Raw genomic sequence first — 22,531 nt, forward strand, 5'->3', positions numbered from 1 at the left:
CGCAGAGGGTGAAAATATTTTTCAGGCGCCAGCTCTCGGTACCACCGTCACCCAGTAGCGGGTTCGCCGTTGAATGCTCACTGGCAGGCTACTTTCCAGCAGTGCGAGGATGCGTTCGTTGTCATCCAGCGGGTAGGACCCCGTCACCCGCAAGCCGGCCACACGCGGGTCGCAACGCAAGATGCCCGGGCGGTAGCGGCCGAGCTGGTCGATCAGTTCGTCCAGGCGTGTGGCCTGGGCAATCACGAAGCCGTCGATCCAGGCATCGTCCTGCACCGCCGGTTGACTGACGACGATCCCCTCGCTATCGAGCCTTGCGCGCTGGCCGCTGTCGATGACGCGCTGACCCCGGCCATGTCGCAGCGTGGCAGCCACGCGCCCGCTGCTGACCGACAGCAGCGTACCCGGACAACCATCCCCGCAACGTACTGTGAAGCGGGTGCCGAGCGGCCGCATCAGCGCATCGTCGGTTTGCACCAGCAGCGGTCGGCCGAAGGGGTCGTGCCCGGTGAGCACGTTGATTTCGCCATACCGCAACAAAATGCGCCGCTCGTTGGCATTGAAATCGATGTCCACCGCCGTGGCGGTGTTCAGCCACAGTTCGGTGCCATCGTCCAACACCTGACGGCGGCGCTCTCCGGTCTCGGTGCTGAGGTCTGCCAAACCGCCCTGCAGCCATTGGCTTTCTCTGTTCTGCCAGGCGATGGCCCCCAGCAAGCTGGCACCCATCAACATTTTCAATACCTGGCGACGGTCACCGCTGACATAGCGGGCCTGCTGTAGCGCAGACCGGGCGACCGGGTCGCCTAGCACGCCAGCGTTGTTGCGCAGCAGCGCCGGCAAACCCACCATGCGCTGCCACGCAAGTTCGTGCTCGCTGTCGGCCTGACGCCAGCGTTCAAGCTCCCGGATTTGCTCGGCGGTGATATCGCCGGACTGGGTCAACGAATACCAGGCGATGGCCTGCTGGCGCACGCTGGCGGAAATCGGCTGGGCTTGGGACATGGCGGTCACTCGAACTGACTGGCATAGCAGCGATCGAAGGCCTTGAGCATGGCCCTCTGAACCTGGTCGACACTCAGCGCCAGCTGCGCGGCGATCTGCTTGTAGGTCAGCCCATCGAGCTGCGACAGCAGAAAAATCTCCCGCACTCGCGGCGACAGCCCGTGCAGCAGCTCATCGAGCTGTGTGAGGGTTTCGATCAGCAAGTGTCGCTCTTCGGCGGAGATCTCGTATTGCTCCGGTTGCGCCGCCAATGCCTCGGTATAGGCACGCTCCACCGCCAGGCGCCGCCAACGGTTGATCAACAGGCTGTTGGCGATGGTGGCCAGGTACGCCAAGGGGCGCTGCACATCGTTGAGCGGGCGTCGCGCGCGCATGATACGCACGAACGTGTCCTGGGCCAGATCATCAGCATCAGCAGCCTCCCCCAGACGCTTCATCAGCCAGCGCTTCAACCAGCTGCGGTGCTGCGTGTAGAGGCGCTCGACATCCAGGTCGAAGGAGCTTGGGGGTCCCATAGGCGAGTGGCCTGTCTGCGTTCTTGTGAGCGGAATATGATAATCACTCGCAATTAAGCAGTGCAAGCAGCGGGGGGGACGGAGTAAAAGGCTCACCGAAAGTTGGCCTTTTTTGTTTTAACCCCCACAGCCCCCACTCCACTCTAGGCCCTGCAAGCTCATCCCCTTTATAAAATATCTTTTGATGATATCTTATCGAATATAAGGTGCCATAAAACGAGACCTTAATTTTCTGATACGTTTTATTAGTGTGTATTGAGTGGTACCTTATCCTCTATAAAATGTCGCTTGGTGCCACTTTATGAAAGACTTTTTCCCTGTTCAGAGCACCTCAGTGCTGCACCGAATAGGCCTTCTGATGAAGGAGGCGCGTCTGCGCATGAGAATGCGTCAGGCAGACCTTGCGGACCTGGCTGGAATTTCTCTCCGCACTGTTCGTCACCTCGAGAGGGGTAAGGCTGACGGTGTTTCGTTGCGAGATTTCATGCTCGCGCTGTTCACTGTTGGAATCTCTGACCGGGTTTTCCAGGCGTTGATCGATGACCCTGCGCTTGATCTCAACTCTTTAGAAACCAACACGACCAAGCGCGTAAAGCTGCCGCGCTGCAACGCGGAGGACTTCTGATGTCACGCGCTTACATCTACATGGAGTGTCCGGAAACAGGTGAGACTGTGACGTTGGGTAGGCTGACCCTTGCTGGTCGCACGGGAACCTTCGTCTATGCGCCGGAGATCGTGGATGCCAAGCGTTGGGTGCCCGACCCGATACGATATCCGCTCTCCGCTCGACCCTTTCCGGTACATAAGAATGGCGGCGTTCCTGGGTTCATTGATGATGCGATGCCAGATGGCTGGGGGGAACGACTGCTGCGCCGCACCCTAAAGGGAGAACTCACTCCGATCCAGCTCCTGCTGCTGTCTCCCAACGAAGATCGCGCCGGAAATATCATGGCTGGCGAAGTTCGCACACCGCGGCCGGGCATAGGCGAAAGGCCGGTGAAAATGCTTGAAGCCAAAGGGCTCGATCACTTCATAGAGGTTTGTGCTGCGATCTATGACAGCCAGCTGAGCGCAGAGCAGCTGGAGGCATTGAGAATACGGGATCAGCGCTCAGCAGTGGGTGGTGCCAGGCCCAAGCGTACGTACCGTTTTGATCACAAGCTGATTCTGGCGAAGCCACGCGATAAATTTGACCACTACGACCTACCGAAATTTGAGTATGCCTGCATGACTTTTGCGGCTACCAAGGGAATGAATGTCGCCCGGACAGCACTCCATCAAAGTGAAAAAGGCAACACGCTGCTAGTAGAGCGATTTGACCGAAAATGGTCAGAGAATGATGCAAGGTTTCGGCGCATCCCGATGATGAGTGGCTTAACTCTTCTCGATGCCGAATGGCATGCGCAGCGCAACAAAGGGTGGATCTACGCGGCGCTCGCCGATGAGCTGTACCGCAGAGGCGCGCCAGATGCTGATAGGCAGGAGCTCTACAGGCGAATGGCCTATAACGCTCTCGTGGGGAACAGTGACGATCACCCTCGTAACCACGCCGTGATTTGGCAGGAAGGGGCTTGGCGCCTCTCGCCAATGTATGACGTTCTTCCCGTACTGGGAGAGGGGCCTGCACAGGGACTGTCAATGGATGTTGGGATCAACGGTCCCCTTCTAAGTCGAGCTAACTTGCTTAGCCAGCATAAGCATTTTGCACTGACGGAAGATGAGGCGGCAGGCATATTGGATGAGGTCGCTTCTTGGCAGTCAGAGCTGATGGAACACTATGCAAAGCATTTGGCTGGGGCTGAGCTGGATGCGGCGGCGGACGCAACAAGCTGCGAGAGACTGCTGGCTTAGGGGCGGGCTGCGAAGGCCTCGCTCGAAAGCTTCGCGCTTACGCAGATCGGACCATGCACCAGGTCGAGCTGTTTGGCGAAGATTGGGATAGCTTCGAGGGCCGATTGGAGATGCCAGTTGAGCCAGCAAGCGCCAGAGCACAGGTGAGAAAGCGCCGCTTGGCGGCCCAGCGCAGGCCTTGGAGCGAGCGCTGGTTCTGTAGGAGCCGGCGCTGCGGTTGCAGGCACCGGCTGCGCCGGTGTTCGCGGGTGAACCCGCTCCCACAGGTACAGCGCCAGGCCTTGTGGAAGGGCTTGATCAGAACGCGGTGCTTACCGTCAACGACAGGTTACGCGGGTCGCCGTAGATGGCCCCGGCATAGAACCCGTACTGGCTGTAGTAGTGCTTGTCGAACAGGTTGTTGGCGTTGAGGCTGACACTGGTGTTGTCGGTCAGCTGGTACTTGGCCATGGCATTCCAGATGGCATAACCGGACCAGTTCACGTCAGTGGCACCATTGCTCACACCGTTCGTGGGCTGGCCAGCCGGGCTGGAGATGGCGCGGATGTTGGTCTGCGCAGTCACGCCGGCGCCCAGGGTCAGGCGGTCGAGCGGGCCGCTCAAGCGGTAGGTGGTGGAGGCCTTGAACAGGTGCGACGGGTCGCTGCGGCCGTCGCTGTCGACGCGGCGGAAGTGCAGGTAGGTGTAACCGGCGTAGACGTTCCAGTTGGGGGTCAGGGCGCCTGCGACTTCCAGGTCGATACCGTCGGTTTCCTGCCCGGAGCCGGCCTTGTAGGCGCTGCCGCCAGTCGGGGTGGTCAGGTCGCCGTCCAACACGGCCTTGTTTTCCTGCTTGGTGCGGAAGTAGGCCGCCGAGGCGTTCAGGCGGCCATCGAACCACTCACCCTTGATACCTGTCTCGTAGCTTTGCCCACGAATCGGCTCGACCTTGCTGCCACTGCTGGTTTCAGAGGTTTGCGGGGTGAAGATGTCGGTGTAGCTGGCGTATACCGAGTAGTTGTCATTGAGGTCATACACCGCGCCCAGGTAGGGGGTGACGATGCCGTTTTCTTCCTGGCTGCTGCGCTCGCCGGCCACGCTGCGGGTGACCGAGGAATAGTTGCTGGTGCGCACGCCAACGATCACCGACAACGGGTCGGTGATGCTCAGGCGGGTGGCGGCGTACATGCCCTGCAGGCGAGTGGTGGTCTTGCTGTGAAGGCCGGTGCGCGAGGCGATGAGGTCGTAGTCGTCATCCACGCCATTGTGCCAGTCGGTGACCGGGAAGCCGTTGTTGGCGCGGAACTGGCAACCCAGTGCAGGCGCGCTGGTCATGCCGTCGCCGACCATGGTGCAGGTGTACTGAGGCGACCAGCCGACGGTGCGGCTGTCGTTGTAGCCGACCATGGCCTGGTGGGTGCGGCCAAACAGCTGGAACGGGCCGGACAGGTCGATCTGCGCCGACTGCTGGGTGGTGTCGCTGGAGCTGTGCAAACCGTTCAGCACGGCGCCGCTGCCGTCCTGGTCCCAATAGCCACCGTAGCTGCCGCGCCCAGCTGAGTTCACCTTGGCAAGGCCGCGATGGTTCAGGGCTTCGGTGGTGGCTTGGGCGGCTTTCAGGTCCAGGGTCCAGTCGTTGTCGAAGCGGTGCTCGAGCGAACCGAACGCAGTGCGGGTGGTGTACTCGCCAAAGCTCCAGCTGGGCACCACGTTGGTGCTGCGCGGCAAGTCGGTCTTGCTGCCGTCGCGGTACCAGATCGGGATGTTCGCGCCCCAGCCGCCACCCACGACCTTGTTGTATTCATACTGGTAACCGGCGCCCAAGGTAGTGGCGTCGTCCAGGTCGAACTCGAAATTGGCCAACGCGGCGCGGGAACGTTCGGACTGGTTGTCGCGGAAGGAGTTGGCATCCTGCTGGGTCATCACGAAGCGCGAACGCAGGCGGCCATCTTCGGACAGCGGCAGGTTCAAGTCAGCACCCAGACGACGCTTGTCCCAGCTGCCATAAGTGGCATAGGCACTACCGCCGAAGGTTTTGGTGGGTGCCTTGCGGATCAGGTTGACGGTGGCCGAGGGGTCGCCGGTGCCGCCCAGCAGGCCGTTGGCGCCGCGCACGATGTCGATGCGTTCGTACAGGTCCATGTTCAGCGCATTGCCGCTGCCACTGAAATCGGAGCCGCCCTGGGTCTGCAGGCCATCAACCTTCCAGTTGCTGATCGAGTATCCACGCGCGCGGTAGTCGGTGCGCCCACCCACCTCGGACTTGTTGGCCGTTACGCCTGGGGCGGTTTCCAATGCCTGCTCGATGGTGTGGATGTCGCGGTCATCCATCTGCTGGCGGGTGATGGTGGTAACCGATTGCGGCGTCTGCCGTGGTGTCAGTGCCAGGCCAGTGGAGCTGCGGGTGCTCTCGACCGTATAGCCCAACTGGCCGGCCTCGTCGGCAGGCTGTAATGCGCTGTCTTCGATCTGTGTGGCGTCGAGTTCAAGGGGTTTACCGTCGGCAGCCACTGCACCACCGCTGATGGCGACGGCGACGCAGAAGGCCAGCGGCTTGAGGCAATTGCCGCTTTGACTGAAGGGGATGAACACTGGCGTGATGCTTTGGGGATTCATTTGGGAAGGCTTCGTATTTGCAGATGATTTTTTGTTAGGATTCTAGGGATCAGCCCTCCGGGCTCCAGACCCGACATGTACGGGGATGTAATTGAACGTAACGAGCGCCACCGGCCCTCACCGAACAGGTGTTTTTCTGCATGAGCACAACCCTGCTGGTTGTCGATGATGACGACGAGATCCGCGAACTTCTTTGTGATTACCTGACCGATGCCGGCTACAACGTACTGGCGGCAGCCGACGGTCAACAGATGCGCGACCAGCTGGCCCGGCACAAAGTGGAGCTGGTGGTGCTCGACCTGATGCTGCCGGGCGAGGACGGCCTTAGCCTGTGCAGGCAGTTGCAGGCCACACCAGGGTTGGCAGTGATCATGCTGTCAGCCAAGGGCAGCACACTGGACCGCATCATCGGCCTGGAAGTAGGAGCCGACGACTATCTGGCCAAGCCCTTCGAACCACGCGAACTGATCGCCCGGATCAAAGCCGTACTGCGTCGTCCGCAACGCCTGGGCACCTCTGCCGAAGAACCCGTGGTGGACGCCCAGCTGTTCGCAGGCTTTCGCCTGGAACACGTCAAGCGCCTGCTCACCCGCCCGGATGGCGAGACCCTGACCCTGCCGCGCTCCGACTACCGCGTGCTGCGCGAACTGCTGGAAGCCAACAACCGAGTGGTCTCCCGTGACCAACTGACCCGCAGCGCGTTCGGCCGCGATCACCTGCCCGACGACCGCTCGGTGGACATGTGTGTCAGCCGCCTGCGCCAGCAGCTGCGCCGGGCGCCGGCGGGCACCGCGCAAATCCTGACCATCCGCAACGAAGGCTACCTGCTGAGTCTCGCCCCCCTCGCGGCCGGTGCCTGACATGCGCTGGTTTCACCGGCTATGGCCTCGCACCTTGTTTGGTCAGCTGCTGCTGATCATGGTCAGTGGCACGCTGGTGATTCAGTTGATGTCGAGCAGCATCTGGTTCGATGTGCGTTTCGCCCAGGCGCTAGAGGTGCCCGTGCGACTGGTTGCTGCACGCAGCGCCCCCCTGATTGCCCAAGCCGACTGCCACGGCGGTATGCTGCAGGCGCCAGCCCACTACCAGCTTCTCTGCGTCGAAAGCCCGCCTGCGCAAGAGCATGACGAGCGCCGCGGGCACAGGCGGGTCGAGCTGTTGTTGCAGCAGGCCCTGAAGTACGAGCTGGGGCATGCCCAGGACGTGCGCCTGATGAACGTGCAACTCACCGACGAGCTGGGCCAGCCGATCGTCTGGCGCAGCCTGTTCGGCCTGCGCACGGCCCAGGCGCATATCCAGTTCGCGGTGCCGTTACCCGATGGCCACTGGCTGACCGTTGCGGGCCAGGAACTGCAGGGCTGGAGCGGCGAGTCGGCCTGGGTGCTGATCAGCGATTACCTGCTGCGGGTGTATGCGCTGCGCATCGTCGCGGTGCTGCTGGTATGCCTGGTTGCCGTGCGCCTGTGCCTGCGCCCGTTGCGGCGCCTGGCCGATGCCGCACGCGGCCTGGGCAGCAACCTCGAGCAGCCTCCCCTGGCGCTGGATGGCCCGGAGGAAGTGCGCCAGGCGGCGCAGGCGTTCAACGCGATGCAGCAGCGGCTGATTGCCATGGTCAACGACAAGGCCTACTTCCTGGCCGCCGTGTCTCATGACCTGCGCACCCCACTGACCCGCATGCGCCTGCGACTGGAGCGCTTACCCGATGACGAACACCGTCAGCGCCTGCGGCAGAACATCACGCAGATGGACAATATGATCGGTCAGGTTCTGGATTACCTGCGTGCCGGAGAGCAGCAGAATTTGCAGCAGGTGGACCTGGACCGATTGGTTGCGCGCCAGTGTGCGGACCTGGCCACTGCCGCAGAACCACTTCCGGTGCACGGCAAGGCGGGCAACTTGCGGGTAGATGCCTTGCTGTTGCAGCGCTGCCTGCAAAACTTGTTGGTCAACGCGTTGCGCTACGCCAAGAACATTTCGGTCACGTTGGAACGGGCCACCACAGGTGTATTGATCCATATCGACGACTGCGGGCCAGGGATTGCCCCGGGCCTGCTGGCGACCATTACCGACCCCTTCGTGCGCGGTGACGGGTCGCGTAACCAGGCGTCCGGCGGATATGGGTTGGGGTTGAGCATTGCCCAGCGGATCGCCACCAGCCACGGGGGTGAGCTGATGCTGTCGAACCGTGAGAGCGGTGGGTTGCGGGTCAGCATACTGCTGCCAGGCTAACGCGATCTTCTGTGGAAGCGGCCTTGTGTCGCGATGGGCTGCGCAGCAGCCCCGACGATTAGTGCCGTGACACCAATATCTGGGGCTGCTGCGCAGCCCATCGCGACACAAGGCCGCTCCCACAAAATAGGGCTGCGCAGACCTGGGAGTTCGCAATCAGGTAACAGTCTTTTACCGATTACCCAGGTTTTCCGTCCCCTGCGTTTGCCTATCCTAGGCCCGGTCATCCTGCCTGCGATGGACCCATGAAACACTCTCTTCCCAGCCGCTACGCCTGCCTCGTACTCTGCCTTGTCTTCACTTTCGCCAGCCTGCCCCTGCTGGCCCAACATGCCTGGCTGTGGCCGGTAACGCTGATCACCGCGCTGCTCAGCCTGGTCGGTCTGAATGACCTGCGCCAAAGCCACCATGCGGTGCGACGCAACTACCCGATCCTGGGCAATATCCGTTACCTGATCGAAACCATCCGCCCGGAAATCCGCCAGTACCTGATCGAAGGTGACGACGACAAGCTGCCGTTCTCCCGCTCGCAACGCTCGCTGGTCTACGCCCGCGCCAAGAACGAAAGCGCCGAGAAAGCGTTCGGCACGCTCAACGACGCCTACAAACCTGGTTTCGAATTCATCAGCCATTCCATGCTACCGGTGGCCACGCCAGACCCTGCGTCGTTCCGCATTGCCATCGGCGGGCCGCAATGCCGAATGCCCTACTCGGCCTCGATCTTCAACATCTCGGCGATGAGTTTCGGCGCCCTCAGCGCCAACGCCATCGCCGCGCTCAATCGCGGCGCGCGCATGGGTCGGTTTGCCCATGACACTGGCGAAGGCAGCATCAGCCCGTACCACCGTGAACACGGCGGCGATCTGATCTGGGAAATTGGCAGCGGCTACTTCGGCTGCCGCACCGAGGACGGTCGTTTCGATCCACAGCGCTTCGCCGAACAGGCCCGTTCGGCACAGGTGAAGATGATCGAGATCAAGCTCAGCCAGGGCGCCAAGCCTGGCCACGGCGGCATTTTACCGGGGCACAAGGTCAGCCCCGAAATTGCCGAGACCCGTGGCGTACGTGTAGGCGAGGACTGCATCTCGCCGGCGGCGCACAGCGCCTTCCGCACACCGGTCGAGCTGCTGCAGTTCGTAGCCGGCCTGCGCGAGCTTTCGGGCGGCAAGCCCGTGGGCTTCAAGTTCTGCCTGGGCCACCCTTGGGAATTCATGGGCATTGCCAAGGCCATGCTCGCCACCGGCATCACCCCTGACTTCATCGTTGTCGATGGCAAGGAAGGCGGCACCGGCGCGGCACCTCGCGAGTTCAGCGACAACATGGGCGTGCCAATGCGCGAAGGCCTGATGTTCGTGCACAACACGTTGGTCGGCCTGAACCTGCGCTCCAGCATCCGCATTGGTGCGGCGGGCAAGATCGTCAGCGCCTTCGACATTGCCAGCGTATTGGCCATCGGCGCTGACTGGGTCAATTCGGCACGCGGTTTCATGTTTGCCATTGGCTGTATTCAGTCGCAGAGCTGCCACACCAACAAGTGCCCGACCGGCGTGGCGACCCAAGACCCTCTGCGCCAGCGCGCGCTGGTGGTGCCAGACAAGGCCGAGCGGGTAGCCAGCTTCCACCGCAACACCCTGCACGCACTGGCCGAGATGTTGGCTGCCGCAGGCCTGGAGCACCCTTCGGAGCTCAAGCCCAAGCACCTGGCACGGCGCATCAGCCCCAGCGAAATCGGGTTGTTTTCGGACTTGCACACATTCCTCAAGCCGGGCGAATTACTCAGTGGCTCGATCGAAAGCGAGTTTTATGCGCGGATGTGGCGGATGGCGCGTAGCGACAGTTTTGCGCCGGAGACGGGGGACACTGCAACACGAACTGTGGCATCAAGACTGCGCCACGAAGAGACTGAACCTGCATGACAAACATGACTGGGGCTGCCCTGCAGCCCTTCGCGGGCGTGCCCGCTCCCACAATTTGCAGCGCCATCGAAGGCGGCGCTTTACCTGCGGGAGCGGGCAAGCCCGCGAAGGGCCGCAGCGCGGCCCCAGCTTTCATGCAAAGAACTGCGGATCAGAAGATGCTGATCGGGTACTCGACGAATACGCGGACTTCGTTGCCGTCGTCGTTGTAACCGTTCTGCTGCACGGCGTTGTTGGTACGCAAGAACGAGCTACGCAGCTTGATCGACAGGTCCTTGGCCGGGCCGTCCTGCACCACGTAACGGATCTGGTTGAAGATTTCGCGCTCTTTACCTTCGCCGAAGCCTTGCGGGTTGGCGACGTTGCGGGTGTTGATGTTGTCACCCACCACGTAAGCCAGCTTGTAGGTCAGGCCCGGAATGCCGTAGGCACCGAAGTCCAGGCCGTAGCCCAACTGCCAGGAGCGCTCGTCTTCGGCGTTGAAGTCGGACCAGTACGAGTTGGCCAGGTAGATGGTGGAACCACCGTCACCCACGCCGCCGGCGTTCTGGTAGAAGCCGTAGTTGTAGCCCGTGCTGCCGGTGCTGCGCTGGTGAGCGAGGGTGAACGAGTGCGCACCGTACGCGTAGGTGGCTGCAAGGCTCCAGATGGTGTTGGAGTCGCCGTTCAGGCCTGCGGCTTTTACGTACTTGTTGTTGATGTCCGACTTGTAGCCGTTGAAGTCCAGGGTCAGGGACTGGTCGCTGGCGATCGGGAAGACGTAGTTCAAGCCCAGGTAGTGCTTCTTCATCACATCTTCGTTGTCGGCGGTGTACAGCGAAGCGGTGAAGTTGTCGGTGAACTTGTAGCTGCCACCTAAGACGTTGATCGACTTCAGGCCACCACCATCACGGCGCTCGGCGCTCTTGCGCGCTTCCTGGGTGAAGCGGCCGGCGTTCAGTTCCAGGCCCTGGATCTCTTTGGAGGTGATCAGGGTGCCGGTGAAGCTTTCTGGCAGCAGACGTGCATCGTCGTACTGCAGCACTGGCAGTGCTGGCATCTGGTCACCGTACTTCAGCACGGTGTTGGAAATGCGGAATTTCACAGCAGCACCACCACGCGCCAGGTTGTGCGGCGAGCTGGCGTTGCCTTCGGCATTGGTGGTTTCGTGCGGTTTGAAGAAGTCGACGCCGCCACCACCGTTGTGGCCTTTGCCGCCATCCAGGCGCACGGCGTACAGGCCGAATGCGTCAACACCGACGCCAACGGTGCCTTGGGTGAAACCGGAGGAGAAGTTGGCGATGAACGCCTGGCCCCATTCGATCTGGTCGTCGGTGCCATGCTTCTTGTCACGGTTGATGTAGGCGTTGCGCAGAAGGACGTTGGCGTGACTGTCCTCGATGAAGCCCTTGCTGTCAGCCTGGTCATTGGCCTGAGCCTGGGTCGCGGCGATCATCGCCAGGGCGACCAGGCTGATCCTGGTTTTCAACATGTTGTTTTCCTTATTTCTTAATCAAAAACGCGCTGCAATATGACGCCAGGAACCAACGCCCCTTCGTAGGTTCGACGCTATGCGGATCCAGCCGGGTGGGCCGACCGGTAATTTCACGGCGGCCCTTGGCAGCAGCTTGGCCAATACCATGGCCAGCAGGCGTTGGCCGAATCCTAGCCGTGTGCGATTACAAATGTCAAAAAGTCGTGAAATGCAGGTTGATATAACCGAAATTAACGGCCTGTCCGGTGCATTTACATGCAGGTTTGCGCTATCAGCGGACAAATTATCTTGTGTAGGAATTTGCCATTTGATCGAACGGACAATTTCCTGGGAGCAGGCAGAGCGTGGCCGCAGAGGCCGTTACAAACGGACACATATGTAAAGACAAGCCTTTACAAATACCCAAGCAAGAGTAAATAGCAAGCATTACCATTCGCACCTAATTTTCAACTGTCCGGTTTGAATGTGCCCATGCTTGTACCCTGCCGTCTTTCACCCCTGACGCTTGGCCTGTCGCTGCTTTTCAGCGCCAGCCTGGCCAGTGCCGCCACCACCACACTGCCGGAGTCGTCGGTTACCGCCGACAGCGAACGCGAGAAGGACAACCCGCGGGTCAAGGAGGTGAGCACCGCAACCCGCACCTCAACGCCCGTGCGTTATGTGCCCCAGGCCATCGATACGGTGAAAACCGCCAATGTGCTGGATTACGGCAGCAACACGCTGGGCAAGGCGCTGGAGGGTATCCCCAACGTCAGCAACGGCGCCGACACCCGTTTTGACAGCGTACGCATCCGCGGCTTCGAGGCCAGCAACGACTTCTACCTGGACGGTATCCGCGACGACAGCCAGTACATCCGCGACCTGCACAACATCGAGCGGGTCGAAGTGCTGAAGGGGCCTGCAGCGGTACTGTATGGCCGTGGCAGCCAGGGCGGCATCGTCAACAGGGTCAGCAAGGCACCGGAGCCGGGTCGCCGCTCGACCATCGAAGCGCAGGCCGGCAGCGAAGACCTGCGCAGCCTGTATGCCGACCTGAGCGCCGACCCCAGCGACACGGTCAGCCTGCGCCTGAACATGGGCAACCAGGACAACAACAGCTTTCGCGATGGTATCGACGGCAGCCGCCAACTGTTCGCCCCGTCGATCAGCTGGCAGATCACCCCCGACCTGAACTGGCTGGTGCAGTATGAATACAGCCGCTACAACCGCACACCAGACCGCGGCATCCCGAGTGTCAACGGCCGCCCGGCAGACGTCAGCCGCAGCGCCACCTACGGCGACCATCGCGACTACATTGACGACCGCGCCCAGTCGCTGCGTTCGCGGCTGAACTACCAGCTGAACGAAACCTGGCAGCTGCGCCACACCCTGGGCCTGTTCAAACTCGACAGCGAGTTCGACAACACCTATGTCACGGGCTACAACGCCGGCACCAATACCTTGACCCGCCAACGCTGGCAGCAGGACCTGAACACCCGCAACCTGTTCAACAACCTGGAGGCCGAGGGCGACTTCGACACCTTGGGCCTTGAACACAAGCTGCTGCTGGGCCTGGAGTTCGGCAACCAGCGGCGCGATCCGCTGCTATACAGCGCCGGCAGCCAGAGCCTGCCAGGCCTGGGCAAACCCAGCCAGCCGCACAATGGTACGTTGGCGGTATCGAGCAACAACCACACCGTGGTCGACAGCCGCGGGGTTTATCTGCAGGACCAGATTCGCCTGAACGATCAGTGGCAGGTTCTCGCCGGCGTGCGCTTTGACCAGTTCGAAGTGGAAACCACCAACAAGGATGGCTTGCGCGAACCGCAGGACAGCAACAGCACCAGCCCACGCCTGGGCGTGGTCTACACGCCATGGCGCGACCATTCGTTCTACGCCTCGTGGAGCAAGACTTTCTCACCGGTGGGTGGCGGCTTGATCGGCATCACCCCAGGGGCACAGGGCAACACCAATAAAACCGACCCGGAAGAGACCCGGCAGAAAGAAATAGGCGTAAAGAGCGACTGGTTGGATCAGCGCCTGACCACCACCCTGGCCATCTACGAGCTGGAACTTTACAACCGCCGCACCCGCGACCCAAACGACCCGAACATCATCTTGCTCAGCGGCATGCAGCGTTCACGCGGCATCGAGCTGACTGCCACCGGCAACATCGTCGGCAACTGGTATGTACGCGGCGGCATTGGCCTGCAGGATGCGATCATCGTCAAGGACAATAACGGCCAGGAAGGCAACCGCATCAATGACGTGGCCAAGCGCAATGGCAGCCTGTTCGTGACCTGGAAGCCAGAATTGGGGTGGTACGCCGAAACCGGGCTGACACTGGTGGGCGAGCGTTATGCGGACAACCAGAACACCACGGTATTACCAGGGTATGGCCGTTGGGATGCACTGGCGGGGTATCGGACCCATGACTGGGATGTGCGGGCGGCATTGAGCAACATTGCTGACAAGACCTACTACAGTTCGGCGACCAGTGCGGCGCAGATCCAGGTGGGCGATCCGCGTAGCCTTGTGGTGACGGGTAGCTACAGTTTCTGATTTTAAGTTGCCTTTACCTGCCTCTTCGCGAGCATGCCCGCGAAGAGGCAGGTAAAGGTGCAATCGATCAGTGCCACACCGCCATCAGCGCCTGCATCTCTGCTTCGCTGATCAACCCTTGGGGGTATCGCCCGGCAAGCAGACGTCGTGGGTCGGTCGTCCTGACCCTGATGCTTCCATGGTGTTTCAACCGCTTCGCCAAAAGCCTGAGCGATTGGCGATCAACTGCCGATGGGCGCAAAGCCGACTCACTTGCTGCGTTCATGTCCACACGTACTCCCTGGCCCGTGAGCGGCTAATTTACGTAGGTATTGTTACAGATCAGAGGCGCGGCCTGACCGTGCCATCTCGCTATCTGCTTGAAAAACAATACAAAACGTATGCCAGCTCGGCCTCCGGGCGTCGCCCGCGCAAAAAAGAGGCCCGTCACATGACGGGCCTCTCATTCATTACGGGCTCAGCGCTTGACCGGCGCCGGCTGCTGTTGGGTCAGGCAGTGAATGTTGCCGCCACCCAAGAGCAGCTCGCGGCCCGGGATCATCACCACCTCATGGTCGGGGAAGATCCTTGCCAGGATCGCTCTGGCTTCAGCATCTGCCGGGTCGTCGAAGCTTGGGGCAATGATGCCACCGTTGACGATCAGGAAGTTCACGTACGAACCCGCCAGGCGCACCGACGGGTCACGCTCCTGGCTGCCGGCGACCTGGTCGACACCGGCGCATTCTTCGGCAGTGGCGAACAGCGGGCCCGGGATCGGCATCTTGTGCACGATGAACTCGCGGCCCTTGGCGTCGCGGGTGTTCTTCAGCACATCCATGGCCGCGTGGCAGCGCGCATAGTTGGGGTCGTTGGAATCATCGGTCCAGGCCAGTAACACTTCACCCGGGCGCACGTAACAGCAGAAGTTGTCGACGTGACCGTCGGTTTCGTCGTTGTACAGGCCATCGGGCAGCCATACCACGGTGTCGACCGCCAAGTGATCACGCAGCACCGCTTCGATCTGCTCGCGGCTCAGGTGCGGGTTGCGGTTGCGGTTGAGCAGGCATTCTTCAGTGGTGATCACGGTGCCTTCACCGTCTACGTGGATCGAACCACCTTCCAGCACAAAGCCTTCGGTCTGGTAGCGCTGGCAGCGCTCCATTTCCAGCACCTTGGCGGCCAGTTCCTCGTCGCGGTTCCAGGGTGCGTACAGGCCGCCATCGAAGCCACCCCAGGCATTGAAGCCCCAATCTACACCGCGCACTTCGCCATGGTCGTTGATGACGAAGGTAGGGCCGGTGTCACGCACCCAGGCATCGTCGTTGCTGATTTCAACCACACGAATGTTCGGCTGGTCGAGTTGGCGCCGGGCGTTCTCGTACTGGCCGGCGGAGACCGCGACGGTTACAGGTTCGAAACGGGCAATGGCCTTGGCCAGGGTTACGTGGGCAGCCTGCGCCGGCTTGCCGCCCAGACGCCAGTTGTCCGGGCGCTCCGGCCAGACCATCCATACCTGAGTTTGTGGGGCCCACTCGGCGGGCATGTGGAAACCATCGGCACGGGGCGTGGAGTTGAGGGTTTTCATGGGTGACCTCTGTGATGGCCCTGAGCCGGGTATGCTGGGGCGTTTGTCAATTTATAACCGATATATATCGATATTTGAAGCCTGAAAATCGAAGAATGCCGCGCCATTCGGCGAATTTAAATCGATAACAATCGACACCTGTCAGCACTGGTCTGGTGAAAGGAACGGCCTGCTGTCTACCATAGCCACACCTTATGCATCCTGTTACAGCTACGCGCGGAAATTTCCGGCAAGGCCGACTAGGGTCAATACTTGAACGACGGGCCAGCGAGCCGCTATGAACATCATCCCTACAGCAATCCCTGAAGTACTGATCATCGAGCCGAAGGTGTTCGCTGACAGCCGTGGTTTTTTCTTCGAGGCATTCAACGCCCGTGAGTTCTCAGAGCAAACCGGCGTGAACGTGGCGTTCGTCCAGGACAACCACTCGCGCTCCATCAAGGGCGTGCTGCGTGGGCTGCACTACCAGGTGGCAAACACCCAGGGCAAGCTGGTGCGCGTGGTGCACGGGGAGATCCGCGATATCGCCGTGGACGTGCGCAAAAGCTCGCCAACATTCGGCAAATGGGTCGCGGTGCACCTGTCAGCCGACAACCATCGCCAGCTGTGGATTCCGCCTGGCTTCGCCCACGGTTTTGCGGTGATGAGCGAATCGGCCGAGTTCCTCTACAAGACCACCGACTACTACAACCCTGGCGCCGACCGCTGTATTCGCTGGGACGACCCGGAACTGGCCATCGACTGGGGGCTGCAGCAGCCACCGCTGTTATCGGACAAGGACAAGGTGGGCTTGCCATTGGCAGAGGCGGAAGTGCTGCCTTAACTAGCGCATAATTGCGTCAGACTTTTCTGGCGCATTTACCTGATGATTGCAAAGCCCACGCCCCCACGCCGTCCCCGCTGGCGCAGCCTGGCCCTACTGGCGCTGATCTTGGCCCCATTACTATGGCCACTGCATCACTTGGCCGAACGCTATTACCAGGAAGAACTGGCCTCGCAGAACCGCCAGACCCTCGACCTGTATGTCGCCAACCTGCTCGGCACCCTGCACCGTTACGAGACCTTGCCGCAAATTCTCGGCGACTTGCCGGCGCTGCGTGGCGTGCTGGCCGACCCTTTCCGCCTGGAAGCGGTGACCAACGCCAACCGCCTGCTCAAGGACATCGTGCAGAAGACCGGTGCCGAGGTGATGTACCTGATGGACGTCAGCGGCAACACCTTGGCCGCCTCGAACTGGGACAAGCACGACAGCTTCGTCGGCCGAAACTTCGCCTTCCGCCCTTACTTCAACGAAGCCATGGCCGGCCACCTGGGCCGTTTCTTCGGCCAGGGCACCACCTCGGCCAAGCGCGGCTATTTCTTTGCCGCGGCCGTGCGCGACCGCGAGCGGATCGTCGGCGTGCTGGTGGTCAAAGTCGATCTCGACCACACCGAAACCCTGTGGGGCCGTACGCCCGAGCAGCTGTTGCTGACCGATCACAATGGCGTAGTCATCCTGACTTCGCGCCCCGACTGGCGCTTCCGTGCTACCCGCACGCTGACCGACGCCGAGCGCCAGGCCATCATCGCCATCCAGCCCTATCCGACCCAGGCCCCACAGCCGCTGGTTCTCAACCCGCAGGCCTGGATCACCCAGACCCGCGACATCAAGGAAACTGGTTGGCAAGTCAGCATCCTCGCCCCGCGCACGCTGGTTGATCGCTCGGTGCAGACGGTAATGGCCATCGGTGCCGGTACGCTGCTGGTACTGATGTTGCTGGCAGGCCTGGTGATGCAACGGCGGCGCCATTACATCGACCGCATCGACTTCGAAGCCCGTGGCCGCCAGGAATTGGAAAAGCGCGTGGCCGAACGTACCGCCGACCTTGAAGGCCTGAACACCCGCCTGAAAAATGCCGTGCTGGAGCGCGAAAACGCTCAGCAAGAGGCAGTGCGCGCACAGGACGAACTGGTGCAGGCCGGCAAGCTGTCGGTGCTCGGCACCATGTCGGCCAGTATCAGCCATGAGTTGAACCAGCCCCTGGCCGCCATCCGCAGCTACGCAGAAAACGCCGAGATCCTGCTCGACCACCAACGTACCGAAGACGCCCGCGGCAATCTCAAGCTGATCGGCGAGCTGACCGGGCGCATGGCCTCGATCATTGCCCACCTGCGTGCCTTCGCCCGTCGTGACCGTCATGCCCCGGAGAGCGTGGCCCTGCAGCCGGCCCTGGACGATGCCCTGGCGCTGCTGGCCAAGCGCCGCCGGGCGATGGCCGTAGAGCTGATCCGCGACCTGCCGGAAGCCACCTTGTGGGTACAGGCCGGCGAAACCCGCCTGCGCCAAGTACTAGGCAACCTGCTGGCCAATGCCCTCGACGCCCTGACCGAAAAGGCCAACCCGCGCCGCCTGTGGTTAAGTGCCGAGCAACGTGATGACTGCGTCTACCTGTACATCCGTGACAACGGCCCCGGCTTCAGCCGCCAGGCCCTGGAGCACGCCAAGGAGCCGTTCTTCACCACCAAGACCCGCACCCAGGGCCTGGGCCTGGGGCTGGCCATCTGTGAAAGCCTGATGCGCGCCCTGGGCGGTGAACTGCTGCTGGCCAACCACCCGGAAGGTGGCGCAATGCTGACTCTCCAGCTGCGGGTGGCCGCATCTGGCGCTACTTTGCCCAATTCGGAGGACCCCTCGGCATGACCACCGAGACACTGATCGACAGCCGAGCCCAGGTCATCCTGGTGGACGATGACCCCCACCTGCGCCAAGCCTTGAGCCAGACCCTGGACCTGGCCGGGCTCAAGGTAGTCGCCCTGGCCGAAGCCCAAGGCCTGGCCGAGCGTATCGAGGCCGACTGGCCAGGCGTGGTGGTCAGCGACATCCGCATGCCGGGCATCGATGGCCTGCAGTTGCTGGAACAACTGCACGGCCGCGACAGCGAACTGCCGGTGCTGCTGATTACCGGCCACGGCGATGTGCCGCTGGCGGTGCAGGCGATGCGCGCCGGGGCTTATGACTTCCTGGAAAAACCCTTTGCCACAGACGCCCTGCTCGACAGCGTACGCCGCGCCCTGGCCTTGCGCCGGCTGGTGCTGGACAACCGTAGCCTGCGTCTGGCACTGAGCGACCGCCAGCAGCTGGCAACCCGCCTGGTCGGCCATTCACCGGCCATGCTGCGCCTGCGCGAGCAGATCGGCGCCTTGGCCGGCACCCGCGCCGACGTGTTGATTCTGGGCGAAACCGGCGCCGGCAAAGAGGTGGTGGCCCGCGCGCTGCACGACCTGTCCAGCCGCAGCGAAGGGCCGTTCGTGGCGATCAACGCCGGCGCGCTGGCCGAATCGGTGGTCGAAAGCGAACTGTTCGGCCACGAGCCCGGTGCGTTCACCGGCGCGCAGAAGCGCCGTATCGGCAAGTTCGAATTTGCCAACGGCGGCACGCTGTTCCTCGACGAAATCGAGAGCATGAGCCTGGATGTACAGGTGAAGTTGCTGCGCATGCTGCAGGAGCGAGTGGTCGAACGCCTGGGCGGCAACCAGTTGATCCCGCTGGACATCCGCATCATAGCCGCGACCAAGGAAGACCTGCGTCAGTCTGCCGACCAAGGGCGTTTCCGCGCAGACCTGTATTACCGCCTGAACGTGGCGCCGCTGCGTATTCCGCCACTGCGTGAACGCGGCGACGACATATTGGTGTTGTTCCAGCATTTCGCCGATGCTGCCAGCCAACGTCATGGCCTGTCGCCGCATGCGCTGCAACCCGCGCAACGCGCCCTGCTGCTGCGTCATGACTGGCCAGGCAACGTCCGCGAGCTACAGAACGCGGCCGAGCGTTTCGCCCTTGGCCTGGAACTGGCACTGGATGGCCAGGCACCCTCGGCAGCAGCACCGGCAGCGCCCATGCTCAGCGGCAACCTCAGCGAACAGGTCGAGCAATTCGAACGTTCGCTGATCGCCGCCGAACTGGCCCAGCCACACGGCTCCATGCGGAGCCTGGCCGAAGCACTGGGTATCCCCCGCAAAACCTTGCACGACAAGCTGCGCAAGCATGGCTTGAACTTCGACGGCGGCAGCGGCGGGCATGACGATCAAGAGGACAACCGTTAATGAGCACCGATAGCCAGTACCTGCAGTCCGTACTGCACAGCGACATCCCCCTGACCCGCGAAATGGGCCTGGAAGTGATCGATTGGCAGCAGCACACCCTGCGCCTGCAACTGCCGCTGGCGGCCAACGTCAACCACAAAAGCACCATGTTCGGCGGCAGCCTGTACTGCGCAGCAGTGCTGGTGGGTTGGGGCTGGCTGCACCTGCGCCTGCGTGAACTGGGGATCGATGACGGGCATATCGTCATCCAGGAAGGGCAGATCAGCTACCCGTTGCCAGTGACCGGCACGGCGGTGGCGCGTTGTGCAGCGCCCGACGAGAAAACCTGGGAGCGGTTCCTGACCCTGTACCAGCGGCGTGGGCGGGCACGGTTGACGTTGGAGACCACGGTGAGCAATGACGGCAGTGACGAGCCGGCGGTGAGGTTCAGCGGCCAGTACGTCCTGCACCGCTAGCCCAGCAGCCGCTGAAAGTAACTGCGCTGCACAAAACCCAAAGGCTGGCGCAAAACCTGTGGGAGCGGGCAGGCCCGCGAACACCGGCGAAGCCGGTGCCCCGCACCGCGGTGCCTGCTTCGCGGGCTCGCCCGCTCCCACAGGATAGGGTGAGAGTCCGTCAAATCAGGTTCAGGAAGGCCTGGCGCCATGCAGCATTGGCAGGTAATGCCAGGAAATGCGGATTGAGCAGCGACTCGCGTGGCGGATACCGGAACGGCAAGCCATCCAGCCCGATCACTTCGCCACCGGCCCCCTCCACCACACCCTGCGCCGCAGCAGTGTCCCACTGCGAAGTCGGCGCCAGGCGCGGATAGCAGTCTGCGCTGCCCTCAGCCAGCAGGCAGAACTTCAACGAACTGCCGATATTGGCCAGCTCCAGCTCACCCACCGCAGCCCCAAGGCCGGCCAACAGCGCTTCCTGCTCCGGGCTGGAATGCCGACGGCTGGCCACCACGGTAAAACGCTCGCCCTGCGCGGGTTCGTTGCGTACTTGGATCAGCTGGGCTGCCTCGCCGGCATCTGCACGCCAGGCCCCCATCCCGCGCCCACCGAAGTAGCAGCGTCCATTGGTCGGCATCGACACCACGCCAAACACCACGTCGCCGTTCTCGATCAGGGCGATGTTGACCGTGAACTCTTCACTGCCGGCAATGAACTCCTTGGTGCCATCCAGCGGATCGACCAGCCACCAGCGGCTCCAGCTTTGCCGCTCGGCCAGCGAAATATTGCAGTCCTCTTCGGACAGCACCGGAATCTGCGGCGCCAGCGCCAGCAGGCCATCGGCAATTACCCGGTGCGCCGCCAGGTCGGCGGCGGTAACCGGCGAATCGTCGGCCTTGTTGGTCACCGCAACATCGGCGCGCCAGAATGGCAGGATCGCCTCGCCTGCCGTCAGTGCCAGCTTGACCACTTCGTGCATCAGTTGCAGGTCGTTCATAGCTCCAGCAACCCCCGCTGAATCAGCAGGTCACGGGCCAGGTACAGCGCCGCCAGGGCGCGGCCCTCGGTGAACTGCGGATGCATGGCCAAGGCCGACAACTCACGCAGGTTGACCTTGTCGACCCGCATCGGCTCGGGCTCGTCGCCTTCCAGGCGCTCTTCGTACAGGTCGCTGGCCAGCACCACCTGAATCTTCTGACTCATGTAGCCCGGCGACAACGACAGTTCCGTCAGGTGCTCCAGCTGGCGTGCGCCAAAACCGGCTTCTTCCTTGAGCTCCCGGTCGGCTGCCGCCAGCACGTCTTCGCCCGGCTCGATCAAGCCCTTGGGCAACGACAGCTCGTATTCATCGGTGCCACCGCAGTACTCCTCCACCAGCACGGCGTGCTCGGCATCGAGCATGGCCACGATCATCACCGCGCCGTAGCCGTTACCCCGGCCCACCAGGCGCTCATAGGTGCGCTCGGCGCCATTGCTGAAGCGCAGCTGTACGGCTTCGACGCGGAACAGGCGGCTACTGGCGACAATTTCGCGGCTGAGTACGGTGGGTTTCTGGCGCATGGGGCGGCTCCTTGGCGTGAACGGGTTACTATACCGTGGCTTGCCGACTGATCGAGAGTTTCCCATGCCTGTTCTTCCCTGGTCTGCCATCGATACCGTCCTGCTGGACATGGATGGCACCCTGCTCGACCTGCATTACGACAACCGCTTCTGGCTGGACCACCTGCCCCAGCGCTATGCCGAGCTGCACGGTGTAAGCCGGGCCATGGCCGAAATGGAGCTGCAACCGCTGTTCGAACGCAATGCCGGCACATTGAACTGGTACTGCCTGGACTTCTGGAGCCGCGAGCTACGCCTGCCCATTCGCGAGCTGAAGCGGGAAATTGCCGACCTGATTGCCCTGCGCCCGGATGCCGATACCTTCCTGGCGGCGATTCGCCAGGCCGGCAAGCGTGTCGTGATGATCACCAATGCCCACCGTGACTCGCTGTCGCTGAAGCTGGAACGGGTGGAGCTGGCGCCGTACTTCGAGCGGCTGATCAGCTCGCACGACTATGGCTACCCGAAGGAAAGCCCGCAGTTCTGGGATGCCCTGCAGGCGGATATCGGCTTCGAACCGGAACGCAGCCTGTTCATCGATGACACGCTGGCGATTCTGCGCAGTGCACGGCGGTTTGGTGTGGGGCACTTGCTGGCGGTGCGCCAGCCCGATAGCCAGGCACAACCACGCGATACCGAAGAGTTTGCAGCGGTCGAGGATTACCGGGCGTTACTGGAAGGCCTGTAAGGCCCCATTCGCGGGCATGCCCGCTCCCACTCAG

Annotated in this window: 19 protein-coding genes and 1 pseudogene; 12 read left to right on the top strand and 8 right to left on the bottom strand. The window is 62.1% G+C overall.

Annotated features, from left to right (window positions below; all coding sequences use genetic code 11):
* Window positions 1-21 precede the first annotated feature (21 nt).
* Both V7787_RS35400 and V7787_RS35405 read right to left on the bottom strand, forming a co-directional pair.
* Window positions 22-1,005: a FecR domain-containing protein gene (locus V7787_RS35400; RefSeq protein ID WP_064491789.1), complete on the bottom strand. Its 984-nt coding sequence runs from the start codon at window positions 1,003-1,005 to the stop codon at window positions 22-24.
* A gap of 5 nt (window positions 1,006-1,010) precedes the next feature.
* Window positions 1,011-1,520, bottom strand: a complete 510-nt coding sequence (locus tag V7787_RS35405; RefSeq protein WP_064491786.1) for a sigma-70 family RNA polymerase sigma factor — start codon at window positions 1,518-1,520, stop codon at window positions 1,011-1,013.
* A gap of 301 nt (window positions 1,521-1,821) precedes the next feature.
* Between V7787_RS35405 and V7787_RS35410 the strand changes: the two genes are divergently transcribed.
* The 3 genes and pseudogenes from V7787_RS35410 to V7787_RS35420 all read left to right on the top strand — a co-directional run.
* On the top strand, window positions 1,822-2,145 hold the full coding sequence (locus V7787_RS35410) for a helix-turn-helix domain-containing protein (RefSeq protein WP_064491785.1): 324 nt from the start codon (window positions 1,822-1,824) through the stop codon (window positions 2,143-2,145).
* Window positions 2,145-3,371, top strand: a complete 1,227-nt coding sequence (locus tag V7787_RS35415) for a type II toxin-antitoxin system HipA family toxin (RefSeq protein ID WP_064491784.1) — start codon at window positions 2,145-2,147, stop codon at window positions 3,369-3,371. Before V7787_RS35410 ends, V7787_RS35415 begins: the two co-directional genes overlap by 1 nt.
* 41 nt (window positions 3,372-3,412) lie before the next feature.
* Window positions 3,413-3,505: pseudogene (locus tag V7787_RS35420) on the top strand (DUF3079 domain-containing protein); the annotation flags it as partial.
* Between the two features lie 163 nt (window positions 3,506-3,668).
* On the opposite strand, the gene V7787_RS35425 reads toward V7787_RS35420, so the two are convergent.
* Window positions 3,669-5,966, bottom strand: a complete 2,298-nt coding sequence (locus V7787_RS35425; RefSeq protein WP_064491783.1) for a TonB-dependent siderophore receptor — start codon at window positions 5,964-5,966, stop codon at window positions 3,669-3,671.
* Window positions 5,967-6,106: 140 nt separating this feature from the next.
* Here V7787_RS35425 and V7787_RS35430 point away from each other — a divergent pair, with 140 nt between their 5' ends.
* From V7787_RS35430 to V7787_RS35440, 3 genes are all read left to right on the top strand, one after another.
* On the top strand, window positions 6,107-6,826 hold the full coding sequence (locus V7787_RS35430; protein ID WP_060545248.1) for a response regulator: 720 nt from the start codon (window positions 6,107-6,109) through the stop codon (window positions 6,824-6,826).
* A 1-nt stretch (window position 6,827) separates the two neighbouring features.
* Entirely contained in the window at window positions 6,828-8,195 is a 1,368-nt protein-coding gene (locus tag V7787_RS35435) for an ATP-binding protein (protein WP_336092058.1), read from the top strand.
* A gap of 245 nt (window positions 8,196-8,440) precedes the next feature.
* On the top strand, window positions 8,441-10,111 hold the full coding sequence (locus V7787_RS35440; RefSeq protein ID WP_020190008.1) for an FMN-binding glutamate synthase family protein: 1,671 nt from the start codon (window positions 8,441-8,443) through the stop codon (window positions 10,109-10,111).
* Window positions 10,112-10,262: 151 nt separating this feature from the next.
* Here the strand turns inward: V7787_RS35440 and V7787_RS35445 are convergent, their stop codons facing one another.
* Window positions 10,263-11,582 (bottom strand): OprD family porin, encoded by a 1,320-nt coding sequence (locus V7787_RS35445; RefSeq protein WP_003255784.1) that lies wholly within the window; start codon window positions 11,580-11,582, stop codon window positions 10,263-10,265.
* A 474-nt stretch (window positions 11,583-12,056) separates the two neighbouring features.
* On the opposite strand from V7787_RS35445, the gene V7787_RS35450 reads away from it, so the two are divergent.
* Window positions 12,057-14,126, top strand: coding sequence for a TonB-dependent receptor (locus tag V7787_RS35450; RefSeq protein WP_336092062.1), 2,070 nt, complete (start codon window positions 12,057-12,059; stop codon window positions 14,124-14,126).
* A 67-nt stretch (window positions 14,127-14,193) separates the two neighbouring features.
* On the opposite strand, the gene V7787_RS35455 is transcribed toward V7787_RS35450, so the two are convergent.
* Together V7787_RS35455 and aguA are read right to left on the bottom strand one after the other, a co-directional pair.
* Window positions 14,194-14,391 (bottom strand): hypothetical protein, encoded by a 198-nt coding sequence (locus V7787_RS35455; RefSeq protein ID WP_011953221.1) that lies wholly within the window; start codon window positions 14,389-14,391, stop codon window positions 14,194-14,196.
* Between the two features lie 192 nt (window positions 14,392-14,583).
* The gene (gene aguA, locus V7787_RS35460; protein ID WP_010951636.1) at window positions 14,584-15,690 is read right to left on the bottom strand and encodes an agmatine deiminase; all 1,107 of its coding nucleotides are present in this window, start codon (window positions 15,688-15,690) and stop codon (window positions 14,584-14,586) included.
* A 277-nt stretch (window positions 15,691-15,967) separates the two neighbouring features.
* On the opposite strand from aguA, the gene rfbC reads away from it, so the two are divergent.
* The 4 genes from rfbC to V7787_RS35480 are packed head-to-tail and all read left to right on the top strand — an operon-like array spanning window position 15,968 to window position 20,228.
* Complete coding sequence (gene rfbC, locus V7787_RS35465) at window positions 15,968-16,513, top strand: dTDP-4-dehydrorhamnose 3,5-epimerase (protein WP_064491780.1); 546 nt, start codon at window positions 15,968-15,970, stop codon at window positions 16,511-16,513.
* Between the two features lie 42 nt (window positions 16,514-16,555).
* Window positions 16,556-18,370: a sensor histidine kinase gene (locus V7787_RS35470; protein ID WP_010951634.1), complete on the top strand. Its 1,815-nt coding sequence runs from the start codon at window positions 16,556-16,558 to the stop codon at window positions 18,368-18,370.
* Window positions 18,367-19,773 (top strand): sigma-54-dependent transcriptional regulator, encoded by a 1,407-nt coding sequence (locus V7787_RS35475; RefSeq protein WP_010951633.1) that lies wholly within the window; start codon window positions 18,367-18,369, stop codon window positions 19,771-19,773. The genes V7787_RS35470 and V7787_RS35475 overlap by 4 nt, the downstream gene beginning before the upstream one ends.
* On the top strand, window positions 19,773-20,228 hold the full coding sequence (locus V7787_RS35480; protein ID WP_010951632.1) for a thioesterase domain-containing protein: 456 nt from the start codon (window positions 19,773-19,775) through the stop codon (window positions 20,226-20,228). The genes V7787_RS35475 and V7787_RS35480 overlap by 1 nt, the downstream gene beginning before the upstream one ends.
* A gap of 160 nt (window positions 20,229-20,388) precedes the next feature.
* Here the strand turns inward: V7787_RS35480 and cysQ are convergent, their stop codons facing one another.
* Window positions 20,389-21,207, bottom strand: coding sequence for a 3'(2'),5'-bisphosphate nucleotidase CysQ (cysQ, locus tag V7787_RS35485; protein WP_104886817.1), 819 nt, complete (start codon window positions 21,205-21,207; stop codon window positions 20,389-20,391).
* Window positions 21,204-21,770 carry an ADP compounds hydrolase NudE gene (gene nudE, locus V7787_RS35490; RefSeq protein WP_003255794.1) on the bottom strand — a complete coding sequence of 189 codons (567 nt, stop codon included), beginning with the start codon at window positions 21,768-21,770 and terminating at the stop codon, window positions 21,204-21,206. The genes cysQ and nudE overlap by 4 nt, the downstream gene beginning before the upstream one ends.
* A 64-nt stretch (window positions 21,771-21,834) precedes the next feature.
* On the opposite strand from nudE, the gene yrfG reads away from it, so the two are divergent.
* A complete protein-coding gene (gene yrfG / locus V7787_RS35495) occupies window positions 21,835-22,497 on the top strand; it encodes a GMP/IMP nucleotidase (RefSeq protein ID WP_021782608.1) in 663 nt (220 codons plus the stop codon).
* The last annotated feature ends 34 nt before the right edge of the window (window positions 22,498-22,531 follow it).

The organism is Pseudomonas sp. CGJS7 (assembly GCF_036961695.1).

Coding starts and splice junctions, on each gene's coding strand:
- V7787_RS35400 (WP_064491789.1), bottom strand. CDS start 1,005: ATGTCCCAAGCCCAGCCGATTTCCGCCAGCGTGCGCCAGCAGGCCATC.
- V7787_RS35405 (WP_064491786.1), bottom strand. CDS start 1,520: ATGGGACCCCCAAGCTCCTTCGACCTGGATGTCGAGCGCCTCTACACG.
- V7787_RS35410 (WP_064491785.1), top strand. CDS start 1,822: ATGAAAGACTTTTTCCCTGTTCAGAGCACCTCAGTGCTGCACCGAATA.
- V7787_RS35415 (WP_064491784.1), top strand. CDS start 2,145: ATGTCACGCGCTTACATCTACATGGAGTGTCCGGAAACAGGTGAGACT.
- V7787_RS35425 (WP_064491783.1), bottom strand. CDS start 5,966: ATGAATCCCCAAAGCATCACGCCAGTGTTCATCCCCTTCAGTCAAAGC.
- V7787_RS35430 (WP_060545248.1), top strand. CDS start 6,107: ATGAGCACAACCCTGCTGGTTGTCGATGATGACGACGAGATCCGCGAA.
- V7787_RS35435 (WP_336092058.1), top strand. CDS start 6,828: ATGCGCTGGTTTCACCGGCTATGGCCTCGCACCTTGTTTGGTCAGCTG.
- V7787_RS35440 (WP_020190008.1), top strand. CDS start 8,441: ATGAAACACTCTCTTCCCAGCCGCTACGCCTGCCTCGTACTCTGCCTT.
- V7787_RS35445 (WP_003255784.1), bottom strand. CDS start 11,582: ATGTTGAAAACCAGGATCAGCCTGGTCGCCCTGGCGATGATCGCCGCG.
- V7787_RS35450 (WP_336092062.1), top strand. CDS start 12,057: ATGCTTGTACCCTGCCGTCTTTCACCCCTGACGCTTGGCCTGTCGCTG.
- V7787_RS35455 (WP_011953221.1), bottom strand. CDS start 14,391: ATGAACGCAGCAAGTGAGTCGGCTTTGCGCCCATCGGCAGTTGATCGC.
- aguA (WP_010951636.1), bottom strand. CDS start 15,690: ATGAAAACCCTCAACTCCACGCCCCGTGCCGATGGTTTCCACATGCCC.
- rfbC (WP_064491780.1), top strand. CDS start 15,968: ATGAACATCATCCCTACAGCAATCCCTGAAGTACTGATCATCGAGCCG.
- V7787_RS35470 (WP_010951634.1), top strand. CDS start 16,556: ATGATTGCAAAGCCCACGCCCCCACGCCGTCCCCGCTGGCGCAGCCTG.
- V7787_RS35475 (WP_010951633.1), top strand. CDS start 18,367: ATGACCACCGAGACACTGATCGACAGCCGAGCCCAGGTCATCCTGGTG.
- V7787_RS35480 (WP_010951632.1), top strand. CDS start 19,773: ATGAGCACCGATAGCCAGTACCTGCAGTCCGTACTGCACAGCGACATC.
- cysQ (WP_104886817.1), bottom strand. CDS start 21,207: ATGAACGACCTGCAACTGATGCACGAAGTGGTCAAGCTGGCACTGACG.
- nudE (WP_003255794.1), bottom strand. CDS start 21,770: ATGCGCCAGAAACCCACCGTACTCAGCCGCGAAATTGTCGCCAGTAGC.
- yrfG (WP_021782608.1), top strand. CDS start 21,835: ATGCCTGTTCTTCCCTGGTCTGCCATCGATACCGTCCTGCTGGACATG.